Origin of the sequence: Micromonospora sp. NPDC048986 (assembly GCF_040649335.1) — a bacterium.
Lineage (GTDB): Bacteria > Actinomycetota > Actinomycetes > Mycobacteriales > Micromonosporaceae > Micromonospora > Micromonospora alfalfae.
Genome location: NZ_JBEZFJ010000003.1, coordinates 1 through 13,815, shown reverse-complemented (window position 1 = coordinate 13,815; position 13,815 = coordinate 1). Strand labels below are relative to the sequence as shown.

Annotated in this window: 11 protein-coding genes; 10 read left to right on the top strand and 1 reads right to left on the bottom strand. The window is 71.8% G+C overall.

From position 1 onward, the window contains the following. Positions 1-1,728, bottom strand: a complete 1,728-nt coding sequence (locus AB0B94_RS07885) for an alkaline phosphatase D family protein (RefSeq protein WP_357269950.1) — start codon at positions 1,726-1,728, stop codon at positions 1-3. A gap of 116 nt (positions 1,729-1,844) precedes the next feature. On the opposite strand from AB0B94_RS07885, the gene ftsY reads away from it, so the two are divergent. The 10 genes from ftsY to AB0B94_RS07835 all read left to right on the top strand — a co-directional run bounded on the left by ftsY (position 1,845) and on the right by AB0B94_RS07835 (position 13,725). Then, positions 1,845-3,026 (top strand): signal recognition particle-docking protein FtsY, encoded by a 1,182-nt coding sequence (gene ftsY, locus AB0B94_RS07880; protein WP_112603473.1) that lies wholly within the window; start codon positions 1,845-1,847, stop codon positions 3,024-3,026. A 6-nt stretch (positions 3,027-3,032) separates the two neighbouring features. Further along, positions 3,033-3,896, top strand: a complete 864-nt coding sequence (locus AB0B94_RS07875) for an aminoglycoside phosphotransferase family protein (RefSeq protein WP_181518597.1) — start codon at positions 3,033-3,035, stop codon at positions 3,894-3,896. Between the two features lie 275 nt (positions 3,897-4,171). Continuing rightward, the gene (locus AB0B94_RS07870) at positions 4,172-5,584 is read left to right on the top strand and encodes an ammonium transporter (RefSeq protein WP_357269947.1); all 1,413 of its coding nucleotides are present in this window, start codon (positions 4,172-4,174) and stop codon (positions 5,582-5,584) included. A 25-nt stretch (positions 5,585-5,609) separates the two neighbouring features. Then, a complete protein-coding gene (locus tag AB0B94_RS07865) occupies positions 5,610-5,948 on the top strand; it encodes a P-II family nitrogen regulator (RefSeq protein ID WP_172862163.1) in 339 nt (112 codons plus the stop codon). 16 nt (positions 5,949-5,964) lie between these two features. Next, positions 5,965-8,295: a [protein-PII] uridylyltransferase gene (locus tag AB0B94_RS07860; RefSeq protein WP_357269945.1), complete on the top strand. Its 2,331-nt coding sequence runs from the start codon at positions 5,965-5,967 to the stop codon at positions 8,293-8,295. Between the two features lie 193 nt (positions 8,296-8,488). Next, a complete protein-coding gene (locus AB0B94_RS07855; protein WP_357269943.1) occupies positions 8,489-9,652 on the top strand; it encodes a sensor histidine kinase in 1,164 nt (387 codons plus the stop codon). After that, positions 9,649-10,305, top strand: coding sequence for a response regulator transcription factor (locus tag AB0B94_RS07850; protein WP_238671566.1), 657 nt, complete (start codon positions 9,649-9,651; stop codon positions 10,303-10,305). The genes AB0B94_RS07855 and AB0B94_RS07850 overlap by 4 nt, the downstream gene beginning before the upstream one ends. A gap of 114 nt (positions 10,306-10,419) precedes the next feature. After that, complete coding sequence (gene ffh / locus AB0B94_RS07845) at positions 10,420-11,979, top strand: signal recognition particle protein (protein ID WP_357269939.1); 1,560 nt, start codon at positions 10,420-10,422, stop codon at positions 11,977-11,979. A 54-nt stretch (positions 11,980-12,033) separates the two neighbouring features. Continuing rightward, positions 12,034-12,627 carry a Uma2 family endonuclease gene (locus AB0B94_RS07840; protein ID WP_357270997.1) on the top strand — a complete coding sequence of 198 codons (594 nt, stop codon included), beginning with the start codon at positions 12,034-12,036 and terminating at the stop codon, positions 12,625-12,627. Positions 12,628-12,645: 18 nt separating this feature from the next. Continuing rightward, positions 12,646-13,725, top strand: coding sequence for an amidohydrolase family protein (locus AB0B94_RS07835; protein WP_357269936.1), 1,080 nt, complete (start codon positions 12,646-12,648; stop codon positions 13,723-13,725). Positions 13,726-13,815 lie beyond the last annotated feature (90 nt).

Genomic DNA, 13,815 nt, shown 5'->3' with positions numbered 1-13,815 from the left:
CTACGGCGCGGCCGACTCGCCGTCGCCGGAGAGTCGACGCCGCATCACCGGGCGTAGGTGCCCATCCTTGGTGGTGCCCTCGATGACCACGTCGGCCCCGCGTCCGTGATGGGTCAGTGTGGCGACGGCGTTACCGAAGTACGGGCCGGCCAGCTTGCGCCAGCGCACCCCCGGACGAGGTACGCCCGCCGAACGGGCCAGCGCCCGGGTGGCCCCAGCCGGACCGGGCGACCAGCCCAGCCGCATCAACGGACGGATGCCCGCCGGCACCTGGTTGTGGATCGGCGAACAGGTGAGCTGGTGCACCGGAGTGACAACCGCCGGATCGGGGAACCGGGCCTGCGCGACGTACGAGTGGTGCACGTCACCGGAGAGCACGCTGATCGACGCCGGTGGGGCGTACGCTGGGCCGGCCCCGATCCGCGCGCCGGACTGCCGCGGCGTGCCGGTGCCGATGCGGGCGAACGTCTCCGCGAGCGCCTCGAAGGACCGGCGGAACGCCGCCCAGTGCTCCAGGTCAAGGGCGCGGCGCAGCTTCTCCGCCCCGCGCGCCACCCACGGTCGGCGTGAGTCCGCCAGTTTCTCGTTCCATGCCTCGATGTGGTGGATGCCCTGCGGCAGCAGCCAGGGCAGCGAGGCGCCCACCACCAGGTGGTCGTAGACCCCGTGCGCCTGGTCGAGGAACCAGGCCCACTCACCGGGCGGCAGCATCGCCCGGCTGTTGGACTCGAGCACCCGGCTGCACCGGTTGTCCAGCATGACCAGCCGGGTCCGGCCCAGGTCCAGTGCGTAGCTCCACTGATACTGCACCGCGCGCCAACGCTCGGTGTCGTGCGCCAGGTCGGACTCCTGGTCTACCCGGTGGCCGAACTCGCGCAGCACGCTGGTGGCGTCCTCGGCGGCGGCGACCTTCGCGAAGACCGGATCGGCGACGATCTCGTCGGGGGAGAGATTGCCCAGGTGCTGGTAGACCCAGTAGGAGGCGAGCCCACTGCCGATCCGCTCCTGCCACCACGGCTGCTCGCGCACCTCGGCTCGCCATGCCGCCGAGGTGTTCCAGTCGTCGATGATCTCGTGGTCGTCGAAGATCATCACGCTGGGGACTGTGGAGAGCAGCCAGCGGATCTCCGGATCGCGCCAGGACTCCAGGTAGAGCTTGGTGTACTCGTCGAAGCTCACCACCTGGTCGGCCGGGGCGCCCTTCGGCCGCCGCCGCCGTCGACGCAGCAGCCGGCGCACTGTCGGTGAGGTGACATCGGCGTAGACCTGGTCTCCGAGCAGCACCAGCAGGTCCGGCAACGGGTTCGACTCCGGGTCGGCCATCAACCTCCGGGCGTACGCGTCCAGGGCGTCCGGTGGCAGCTTGCGGGTGGTGGCGTGCTGGGTGGTCTCACGACACGAGCCGAAGATCAGATTTACCGGCTGGTCCCGATCGTCGGCGGCCCGGGTGCGGATCACGCTCGGCGGGAACCCGCTGCTCGGCACCGGCCAGACGATCTCGTCGTCGACCAGCACCTCGTAGGTGGTCTCGCTGTCCGGGGCAAGGCCCTCCACCACCACGAGGGCGTAGTGGTGGTCGTACGCCGAGAAGGTGGGCGCGGTGCCGGTGGCGCCGCTGGCGGTACGGACGGTGACCACGGCGGGCGCCGCCGTCTCCACCCAGATCGTCGCCCGGGTGTCCACCACTCGCCGCAGAAGTGGGCCGATGAGGAGGTGTGCGGCGGGCATGCGGCCGAGCCTACCGCCGGTCCCCGGCGCCGACCGGGTGCGGTGGCTGAGACTCCGGGCACGGCTCGGGGTGCGGTGGCTGGGACGCCGCCGCCGGCATCTGACAGGATTCCGGCATGGCCGAATATCTCGTCCTCGCTCTGGTCCTGCTCGGTGTGCTGATCGCCGGCACAGTCGGGCTGGTCGTGCCGCGATTGCGGCGGCGGCCTGAGCCCCCGCTGCCACGCACCGAGGTCGACACCAGGGCTGAGGAGGATCTCGCCGGCCCGCCGGTCGAGGCACCGGAGTCCGACCTGTCCACCGGTGTCCTGGTCGAGCCGCCGCCGGTGCTCGAACCGCAGGTCGAGGTCCCCGAGCCGACCGCCGGGCGGCTGGTCCGGCTCCGCTCCCGGCTGTCCCGCTCACAGAACGTGTTCGGCAAGAGCCTGCTCGGCCTGCTCGCCCGTGACCACCTCGACGAGGACGTCTGGGAGGAGATCGAGGACAGCCTGATCACCGCCGACGTCGGCGTCGACGCCACCCGCGACATCGTCGACCGGCTCCGCGAGCGCACCCGGGTGCTCGGCACCCGCTCGGCCTCCGAGCTGCGGGCGCTGCTCGCCGCCGAGCTTGTCAACGCGCTCGACCCGAGCCTGGACCGCTCGTTGCGGACCGCACCCAAGGACGGCGTGCCGGCGGTGGTCCTGGTCGTCGGCGTCAACGGCGCCGGCAAGACCACCACCTGCGGCAAGATCGCCCGGGTGCTGGTGGCCGACGGTCGCAGCGTGCTGCTCGGCGCGGCGGACACCTTCCGAGCCGCCGCGGCCGACCAACTGGAGACCTGGGGCTCGCGCGTCGGAGCGGAGACCGTCCGGGGGCCCGAGGCCGCCGACCCGGCCAGCGTCGCGTTCGACGCCGTCAAGCGCGGCATCGACACCGGCGTGGACACCGTGCTCATCGACACCGCCGGCCGCCTGCAGAACAAGGTCGGCCTGATGGACGAGCTGGGCAAGGTCAAGCGCGTGGTGGAGAAGCAGGGCCCGATCGACGAGACACTGCTCATCCTGGACGCCACCACCGGGCAGAACGGCCTGGAGCAGGCCCGGGTCTTCACCGAGGTGGTGAACGTGACAGGGGTGGTGCTGACCAAGCTCGACGGCACCGCCAAGGGCGGCATCGTGATCGCCGTGCAGCGCAAGCTCGGCATCCCCGTGAAGCTGGTCGGCCTCGGCGAAGGCAAGGACGACCTGGCCCCGTTCGACCCGGCGCAGTTCGTCGACGCGTTGCTGGGGACCGAGGCCACCGGCCGGGACGCGTAGTCTCGGGTGACCACTGACGATCGCGCGTACGCGGGCTGGCGTGACCCTGGCCATCCTTCGCAGCGCCTCGGGAGACCGTACGTGACTTCGCAGGAGATCCCGCTGCACGGCGGCAACGTGAGCACCGTTGTCCGCGTGGGTGACACGGTCCGGCGCAACGCCGGACCGTGGACCCCGTCCGTGCACGCGCTGCTGCGCCACCTTGAGTACGTGGGGTTCACCGGAGCCCCCCGGGCGCTCGGGATGGACGAGCGCAACCGTGAGGTGCTGTCGTACCTGGAGGGGGAGTGCGGAGAATATCCGCTCGCCCCACACTGGGTGACCGACGAGGCCCTGGTCACCGTCGCCACCATGCTGCGGATGTTCCACGACGCCCAGTACGGCTTCACTCCTCCGCAGGCAGCGGTCTGGCGCTCGTTCGGGCCCCCTCCACCGGACACCGAGGTGATCTGTCACCACGACGCCGCGCCGCACAACGTGATCTGGCGTCCGGACGGCACTCTCGGGCTGATCGACTTCGACCTCGCCTCGCCCGGAGCGCGGATCTACGACGTGGCGTACGCGGCCTGGACCTGGGTGCCGATCTTCGCGGACCGCGACTCGATCACGCTGGGCTGGAAGCACCCGGACCGGCCGCGCCGCCTCCGGCTCTTCGCCGACGCGTACGGGCTGATCCCCCGGGACCGGCACCGGCTGATCCGGACCATCCGTAAACGGATCGTGGACCACGTCGAGGGGATCCGGCGGATGGCCGCCGCCGGCGAGCCGGCGTTCGTCCGGATCGTGCACAAGGGCCACCTGCGTCGACCGATGCGCGATCTGCGGCTGCTCGACTACGAGCGGCACACCCTGGAGAACGCCCTCCGCTGAGCGCCGATCGGGCGATGCTCGGCCGGGCCGGTCGAGCGCACCGGTCGATGCCGTTGACCGGTCAGCCATCGACGATCGCCGTCCGGTCGATCCACAATCGTCCATGCTGATGACCGTGCGGAGTTCGTGACACGTCCGAAACAACCCGTCACGAAACGGAAACCCGCACGGGACCCAAAGTGAAACAGCCGGCCGCGAAGCTTCCGCGCAACCGGCCTACGGGCGACGCTGCCCCGGAAAGCCGCGAAGGAGGACTTCACCTTTAGGAGGCCAGCGTGCCTGAAGCACCGACGATCGACGGCGCCAATACCACGTGGCTGCTGGTTTCGACCGCGCTCGTGCTGCTCATGACCCCCGGACTGGCGCTGTTCTACGGCGGCCTCAACCGGGCCAAGGGCGTACTCAACATGATGATGATGAGCTTCTCGGCCATCGGGCTCATCTCTATTCTGTGGTGGTTCTACGGATTCAGCGTCGCCTTCGGGACCGACGTGAACGGCTTCTGGGGCGACCCGGGCGCGTACCTCGGCACCAAGACCTTCCTCGCCGAAACCGACCTGTGGGGTGCCACCGCGGAGAACCCCAGCGGCATCGGCGTCCCGCTCTACGTGTTCATGGCCTTCCAGATGGTCTTCGCGGTGATCACCGTCGCGCTGATCAGCGGTGCCATCGCCGACCGGGCCAAGTTCGCCGGCTGGCTGCTGTTCGCCTTCGGCTGGGCCACCCTGGTCTACTTCCCGGTCGCCCACTGGGTGTGGGGCGGCGGCATCATCGGCGGTGACATCCACGCACTGGACTTCGCCGGTGGCACCGCTGTGCACATCAACGCCGGTGCGGCGGCCCTGGCCGTGGTCCTGGTCCTCGGAAAGCGGCTCGGTTGGCCGCGTGAGGGCATGAAGCCGCACAACATCCCGCTCGTCGCGCTCGGTGCTGGTCTGCTGTGGTTCGGCTGGTTCGGGTTCAACGCCGGCTCGGAGCTGACAGTCGACTCGGTCGCCGGACTCGCCTTCATCAACACCCAGCTCGCCACGGCGGCGGCGGTGCTCGGCTGGATCGCTGTCGAGTGGGTCAAGACCCGCAAGCCGACGATGGTCGGTGCCTCGTCCGGCGCCGTCGCCGGCCTGGTCGCCATCACCCCGGCCTGTGGCTTCATCGCACCGTGGGCGTCAGTGCTGCTCGGCATCGTCGCCGGCGCGGTGTGCGCGCTGGCCGTCAGCCTCAAGTACAAGCTCGGCTACGACGACTCGCTCGACGTGGTCGGCGTGCACTTCGTCGGTGGTTGGATCGGGTCGCTCTGGCTCGGCCTCTTCGCCACCAATTCGGTGAACGCCGCGATCACCGACGTGGTGGGCGCCTCCGACGGCCTCTTCTACGGCGGCGGCGCGACCCAGCTCGGGCGGCAGGCCCTCGCCGGCCTGATCGTCACCGCCTGGTCGTTCGGCATCGCCTGGGTGCTCGCCTTCGTCATCGAGAAGACGATCGGCTTCCGCGTCACTGGCGAGGCGGAGGTCGAGGGTATCGACATCGCCGAGCACGCCGAGAGCAGCTACGACCTGTCCCCGGCCGGCGGCGGCACGGGCAGCGCGTTCGCGATGGCCGGCATCGGCACCTCCGGTGGCGGCACGACGAGTGGTGCCAAGCCGGAGGCAGAGCCCGCCGAGCCGGTCAGCGAAAAGGTCGCCGGTTAACGTTCCTGGGATGGAGGGGTTGGACATGAAGCTGGTGACCGCAGTCATCAAGCCGTACCAACTGGACGCGGTGAAGGAGGCCCTGCACGCCCTCGGGGTGGCCGGGCTGACCGTCAGCGAGGTTCAGGGGTACGGGCGGCAGAAGGGGCACACCGAGGTCTACCGGGGTGCCGAGTACACGGTCGAGTTCCTGCCCAAGATCCGGGTTGAGGTGCTCACCGACGAGATCGACGTCGACAAGGTGGTGGACGCCATCGTCGGAGCGGCCCGCACGGGCAAGATCGGTGACGGCAAGGTCTGGGTCACCGGTGTCGAAGAGGTCGTCCGGGTACGTACCGGCGAACGCGGCCTCGACGCACTCTGACGCGGCCGTCACCGACATGACCTCGTTGATCAAGAAGAACGCGTCAGGATCCGCCGATGACGGCGACCCGACCCTCTTGATCAACGAGGTCGTCGGTGTTCCCGGGGGGATCGGGGAGGCGGCCCGGCGGGGACGGGCCGCGGCCTACGACTCGTTCCTGCGTGGGTTGCTGCCGGCGCGGGACGGGGTGGCACTGCTGGCCGTCGGGGGGCTGGGGCGGCGGCAGTGTGCTCCGTACAGCGACCTCGACCTGGTGCTGCTGCACGCCGGGGTGCCCGGCACCGACGAGTTGGCCGCCTCGGTCTGGTACCCGATCTGGGACGCGGGCCTGCGGCTCGACCATTCCGTACGCACCGTCGCCGAGGCGCTCTCGGTGGCCCAGGACGACGTCAAGGTCGCCCTCGGGCTGCTCGACGCCCGGTTGGTCGTGGGGGACCAGGCGCTGGCCGACGCGCTGATCCGCACCGCCGCAGATCACTGGCGGCGTACCGCCGTCCGGCACCTGCCCGGCCTGCGCGAGGTCACCGAAGCCCGTTGGCAGGCCCACGGTGAACTGGCGTTCCTGTTGGAGGGCGACCTCAAGGAGGCCGCCGGTGGTCTGCGCGACGTGGGGCTGCTGCGGGCGATCTCCGCCGCCGGCATCACCGACGCGCTGCGCCCTGCCGTACGCGCCGCTCACCTGCGTTTGTTGGACACCCGCGACGCGCTGCACCAGCAGGTCGGCCGACGGGTCGACCGGCTGGTCGCCCAGGAGCGCGACGGAGTGGCCAACCTGCTCGGCCTGCGACAACCCCAGTCCGGCGCGTCTGACGCCGCGCGGCGGCCGGGAGCCGTCGTCGAAGACGGCGACGCGCTGCTGCGTCGGGTTGCCGGTGACGCCCGCACGGTCAGCCACGCCCTGGACGACGCCTTCCGGGCCGCCGACCGGCTGCGCTCCGGCCGCTCCCGCGGCGGCACCGGCCGCCCGGCCCGCCGCCCGGTCGCCCGCGACGTGGTCGAACACGACGGCGAGTTGGTGCTCGCCCGCACGGCGATCGGGGCGCGCCCCGACCCGAGCCTCTCGCTGCGGGTGGCCGCGGCGTCGGCCACTACCCGAATCCCCATCGCGCGGGCCACCTGCGAGTGGCTGGCGGCGTACTGCCCGCCCCTGCCGGCTCCCTGGCCGGCCGAGGCCCGGGCCGCGCTGATCACCCTGCTGGGCGCCGGTCCCGGCCTGGTGCCGGCCTGGGAGACCTGCGACCGGTACGGGCTGGTCGACGGCTGGCTGCCCGAGTGGACCCGGCTGCGCAGCCTGCCCCAGCACAACCCTGTGCACCGCTTCACCCTCGACCGGCACCTCGTGCAGACCGCGCACGAGGCCAGCCGGCACGCCCGCGAGGTGGAGCGCCCCGACCTGCTGCTCCTCGGCGCTCTCCTGCACGACATCGGCAAGGGCCTCCCTGGTGACCACAGCACCGTCGGTGTGCCGGTTGCCCAGGCGGTGGCCACCAGGATCGGTCTGCCCACGGCGGAGGTCGAGCTGATCGGCAAGCTGGTCCGGCTGCACCTGCTGCTGCCCGACGTGGCCACCCGCCGGGACCTGAGCGACCCGGTCACCATCGCCTCGGTGGCCGAGGCGGTCGGCGATACCGGCACCCTCGACGTGCTGCACGCGTTGGTCCGCGCCGACGCGGCGGCGACCGGCCCGGCGGCCTGGTCCGACTGGAAGGGCCGACTCGTCGCCGAACTGGTCGCCCGGGTTCGCACCGCGCTGGACACCGGCGTACTTCCCGAGCCGCCCGCCCCGGACCCGGAGTTGCTGGCCGGGCCACTGCCGGTCGTCCACCTGACCGGCGACCGGGTGTCGGTCGCGGCGGCGGACCGGCGAGGTCTGCTCGCCACGGTGGCCGGCTGCCTGGCGCTGCACCGGCTGGAGGTGATCTCCGCGGACGCCTCCGCCGTCGACGGCCGGGCCCTGGTCGAGTGCCGGGTGCAGCCCCGCTACGGCCTTCCGCCGGACCCGGTCCCCCTCCGCGCCGACCTGCGCCGGGCGGTCGCCGGCGACGTGTCGGTCACCCAACGGCTGCGCGGCCGTGCGCTCGCCAGCCGTGGCGCAGGCGCGGCGCCACGAGTGGTCTGGCACCGCGAGGCGGCCACCGACGCCGTACTGCTGGAACTGCGCGCCGCCGACGCCGCCGGGCTGCTCTACCGGGTCGCCTGCGCGCTCGACGAGGCCGGCGCGCTGGTTCGCGCGGCCCGCATCTCCACCCTCGGCGCCGACGTGGTCGACGCCTTCTATCTGGTGGGCGGTTGGCCGGACGACGCCACCCGGGCCCGCCTAGAGGCCGCCGTCCTCGCCGCCGTCTAACCACCCCGCCCCCCCGCCCTCCCGCGTCGATCTTGCACTTGATGTCCCCGTATACCGGGCAAAAGCCGCACAGTGGCAACCCAAAGTGCACGATCGCGGGGGTGAGGGTGGGGTGGGGTACGTCTGGGGGCGTAGTGGCGGTGCCGCTCGTGGACGCACGTCGAGCGGCACCCGCGCGGGCAGAATGACGGCCATGCGACGAGACGGACAGTGGCGGTGGCCGGAGGTGGCGGCGGATGCCGCGCTCGCCCTGGTGCTGCTCGGGTTCGGATTGCTCGCCACGGGTCTGGCCGGGGACAACCAGCCGGGGTCGAGGCCGGTGGACGCCGCCAGTCGGGTGCTGATCGTCGTCGCCGCGCTCGCCCTGCTGGTCCGGCGGCGAGCTCCGATCGCCACCCTCGCCGTGGTCACCGTGGCCATCTCGACGTACCTGCTGATCGGCTACCCGTACGGGCCGATTCTGGTCACGTTCCTGGTCGCGGTCTACACAGTGGCCGTGTGGCTGCCGGTGCGACAGGCGGCGCTCGCCACCGGTGGCGCGTTCGTCCTGTTGTTGGCGCACGTCTTCTTCGGGCGGGGGCCCGCGCCGGGTTGGACGGGAGTGCTGCCCGCGTCGGCCTGGGTGGTCGTACCGTTCGCGGTGGCGGTGGTGGTGCGGGTGAGCCGTGAGGCGACCGCGCGTACCCGTGCCGAAGCGGCCCGCAGCCGGGTTGAGCAGGCGCGACGGCAGGCCGACGAGGAGCGGCTGCGCATCGCGCAGGAGGTGCACGACGTGGTGGGGCACGGGTTGGCCGCGATCAGCATGCAGGCGGAGATCGCCCTGCACCTGCTGCCGAAGCGGCCGGAGCAGGCAGAGGTGGCCCTGACCGCGATCAGCCGGACCAGCCGCGAGGCGTTGGACGAGCTGCGGGTCACCCTGGGCGCGGTGCGGCGGGGCGCCGAGCGCGAGCCGGTACCCGGCCTGGCCCGGCTCCCCGCGCTGCGCGACCGGCTCGCCGGGGCGGGGCTCGCCGTCGAGGTGCGCGTGCTCGGGCACCCCCGGGAGGTGCCGGCCGCTGTCGACCTGGCCGCGTACCGGGTGGTGCAGGAGGCGTTGACCAACGTGCTGCGGCACGCGGGAGTGGCCAGCGCGGAGGTGACGGTGGACTACCGCGTCGACGAGGTGACCGTCGAGGTCACCGACCGGGGGGTGGGTGCGGACCGCGCCGGGACGGCTCCGGCCGACGACGAGGGCGGCCACGGTCTGGCCGGGATGCGCGAGCGGGTCGCGGCGCTCGGCGGGCGGTTGAGCACCGGGCCGCGCGCCGGGGGCGGGTTCCGGGTGTACGCCGGGCTGCCAGTGGAGCCGACGACGTGATCCGGGTGCTGATCGCCGACGACCAGGACCTGGTCCGGCTCGGGCTGCGCGCGCTGGTGGAGAGCGAGGACGACCTGGCGCTGGCCGGAGAGGCGTCCGACGGGCTGCGGGCTGTCGAGTTGGCCCGCCGGGTTCGGCCGGACGTGGTGCTGATGGACATCCGGATGCCCGGCATAGACGGCATCGAGGCGACCCGCCGTATCGTCGCCGACCCCGATCTGACCGGCACGCGGGTGGTGGTGCTCACCACCTTCGAGCTGGACGAGTACGTCTTCGACGCGCTGCGGCACGGTGCGAGCGGGTTCCTCACCAAGGACACCAGACCGGCTGAGCTGTTGCGCGCGATCCGGCTCGTCGCCGAGGGGGAGGCGCTGCTGTCGCCGTCGGTGACCCGCCGCGTGGTGCGGGAGTTCGCCACCCGGCCGTCCCGGGTGCTTCGTCCGCACCCCCGACTGGAGGCGCTGACCGATCGCGAGCGTCAGGTCGTCGGTCTGGTCGGTGAGGGCCTGAACAACGAGGAGATCGCCGCGCAGCTCGTGGTCAGCCCGGCGACCGCGCGGACCCACGTCAGCCGGGCGATGGGCAAGCTGGGAGCCCGGGATCGGGCCCAGCTCGTCGTGTTCGCGTACCAGTCGGGGTTGGTGTCGGGGTGAGGCCCGGGCCGGGCGACAGCGGCCCTACGGCCGGGCGGTTACCCTAGCGGTGGCCGGACTCCGCAGTGCCGGCCGCGTTGTGCCCGCCGGAACACTGACAAACGGGATGTTCGCGTGTTTGACACCTTGAGTGACCGCCTGTCCGGGATCTTCACCAAGCTCCGCGGCAAGGGGCGGCTCACCGACGCCGACATCGACGCCACCGCGCGCGAGATCCGCCTCGCGCTGCTGGAGGCGGACGTTGCGCTGCCGGTGGTCAAGGGCTTCATCGCGGCCGTCAAGGAGCGGGCTCGCAGTTCCGAGGTCTCCCAGGCGCTGAACCCGGCCCAGCAGATCATCAAGATCGTCAACGAAGAGCTGATCAATGTGCTCGGCGGCGAGGGCCGACGGCTCCAGTTCGCCAAGCAGCCGCCGACGGTGATCATGCTGGCCGGCCTCCAGGGTTCCGGTAAGACGACGCTCGCCGGCAAGCTGGCCCGCTGGCTCAAGGGCCAGGGGCACCAGCCGCTGCTGGTCGCCGCCGACCTCCAGCGCCCCAACGCCGTCGGGCAGCTCCAGGTGCTCGGTGGTCGGGCCGGTGTCGAGGTGTACGCCCCGGAGCCCGGCAACGGCACCGGTGACCCGGTGCAGGTGGCCCGCGCGTCGATCGAGCACGCGAAGCGCGCCGCCCGCGACATCGTCATCGTCGACACCGCCGGCCGGCTCGGTATCGACGCCGAGATGATGCAGCAGGCCGCCGACATCCGCGACGCCGTCTCGCCGGACGAGGTCATCTTCGTCATCGACGCGATGGTCGGTCAGGACGCCGTCCGCACCGCCGAGGCGTTCCGCGACGGCGTCGGCATCACCGGTGTGGTGCTCTCCAAGCTCGACGGCGACGCCCGCGGTGGTGCCGCGCTGTCGGTCCGCGAGGTCACCGGGCAGCCGATCCTGTTCGCCTCCACCGGTGAGAAGCTGGAGGACTTCGATGTCTTCCACCCCGACCGGATGGCCAGCCGGATCCTCGGCATGGGCGACGTCCTCACTCTGATCGAGCAGGCCGAGCAGGCCTTCGACTCCGATCAGAAGGAGAAGATGACCGCCAAGCTGATGGGCGGTGAGCAGTTCACCCTTGACGACTTCCTCGACCAGCTCATCGCGGTGCGGCGGATGGGCCCGATCGCCAACGTGCTGGCCATGATGCCCGGCATGGGGCAGATGAAGGACCAGCTCGCCGAGCTGGACGACAGCCACTTCGACCGGGTCACCGCGATCATCCGGTCGATGACCCCGGGTGAGCGGACCAACCCGAAGATCATCAACGGTTCCCGCCGGGCGCGCATCGCCAACGGCTCCGGGGTCACCGTGATGGACGTCAACCAGCTACTCAACCGCTTCGCCGACGCGCAGAAGATGATGAAGCAAATGGGCGGCATGATGGGCCTGCCCGGCGGTGGCCGCCGCAAGGCGACCAAGTCGCCGAAGAACAAGCGCAAGGGCACCAAGGGTGGCGGTCGTCCGCGTACCGGCGCGGGCGCCGGGATGCCCGCCGGCTTCCCGGGTGGCATGCCGCAGCTCCCGCCGGGGATGGACCCGAACGACCTCGCCGGCGGCCAGGGCCTTCCGCCCGGCTTCAAGCTCCCGAAGATCGACTTCAACAAGCTCGGCAAGGGCGGCGACAAGGGCCCGCGCTGACGCGTGTCGGTGACGGTGGGTGACTGATTCGGCGTTTAGGGTCAGGTCGCCTCCCTGCAAGGAGATGTTCTGACCGCAGCGCCGATTCTTTCCGAACGGCACGAGTGGACGGTCGACGACCTCGGTGACCTGCCGAAGGGCCTTCCGTACGAACTGATCAACGGAATGTTGATCGTGCCGTCGCCCACTGCCGTACACCAAGAGTTGTGCGTCGAGCTGCTGCTCGTGCTCCGCGTCAACTGCCCGCCGGAACATCTGGTCAGCATCGACCTGTCCATGCGGGTCGACCGGCGCAACGAGCCTCGCCCCGACGTGGTGGTCGTCCGCCGCCAGCACGCCGGCCGGTCGCCGGTCCCGGTCGAGGACGCCCTGCTCGCCGTGGAGGTCGTCTCCCCGACCTCCACCTTCCGCGACCTGCACGACAAGGCGAAGGTCTACGCGCACGCCGGGATCCGGTCCTACTGGGTGGTGGACCCAGTCCAGGAACGCGCCACACTCACCGAGTACGCGCTCGGCGTCAACCGCGAGTACGAGCAGGTCGCCCACACCGAGGACCTGTTCGTCACCGAGCAGCCGTGGAAGGTCTCCATGGACCTGCCGGCGCTGACCACCCGGAAGAACCACCTGCTCGCCCCCGACGGGGAGTGATCGGGTAGGACTGTGCGCATGGCTCTTCATGTGCGCGGCGTGCTGCTCCCCGACGACGAGGTGCGGGATCTCTGGCTGGTCGGCGACCGGGTGACCTTCACCCCGGTGCCCGGCGCGGAGACCGTGGTCGACGGCGGCTTCGTACTGCCGGGGCTGGTCGACGCGCACTGCCACATCGGCATCGCCCGAGGTGGCGCCCCGATCACCTCACTCGACCAGGCCCGCGCGCTGGCCCACGTCGACCGGGACGCCGGGGTACTGGCGATCCGGGACGCCGGCTCGCCGTACCCGTACCCCGAACTCGACGACGAGCCGGACCTGCCGCGACTCGCCCGCGCGGGCCAGCATGTCGCCCCGCCGAAGCGCTACCTGCGCGACATCGGCGTGGAGGTCGACGCGACCGAGGTGGCCGCCACTGTGGCCGCGCAGGCGCGGGCCGGCAACGGCTGGGTCAAGCTGGTCGGCGACTGGATCGACAGGGGCGTCGGTGACCTGGCGCCGGCCTGGGACGCGGACACCCTCACCGCCGCCGTGCGGGCCGCGCACGACGCCGGGGTACGCGCCGCGGTGCACACCTTCTCCGAGTCGGCCGTCGAGATCATGGTGCGGGCCGGGGTCGACTCGGTGGAACACGGCACCGGGCTCAGCCTCGACCTGATCGACGAGATGGCCCGCCAGGGCACCGCACTGGTCCCCACGATGATCAACATCGCCACCTTCGGGGGCATCGCCGAGCAGGCGCGGGGCAAGTTCCCCGGGTACGCCGACCACATGCTCGCGCTGCGCGACGGCTTCCCCGAGGTGGTGCGCGCCGCGTACGAGGCTGGGGTGCCCATCTACGTGGGCACCGACGCCGGTGGCGGCATCGACCACGGGCTGGCCGCCGAGGAGATGCTCCTGCTGCACGAACGGGCCGGCATGGCACCCATCGACGTACTCGCCGCCGCCTCCTGGGGCGCCCGAGCGTGGCTCGGCTTCGCCGGCCTGGTCGAAGGCGGCCTCGCCGACCTGACCGTCTACCCCGAAGACCCCCGTAGTGACCTGCGCGTCGTCCGTGCCCCGTCCCGCACGATCCTGCGCGGCCGCGTCATCCGCTGACCTCCCCAGGCCCCAGCCCCGCCCCGTGCGCCGCGCCGCCCCGCGCCCCGTGCCCCGTGCCCCGCGCGCCGCGCCGCGCCCCGCGCCGCG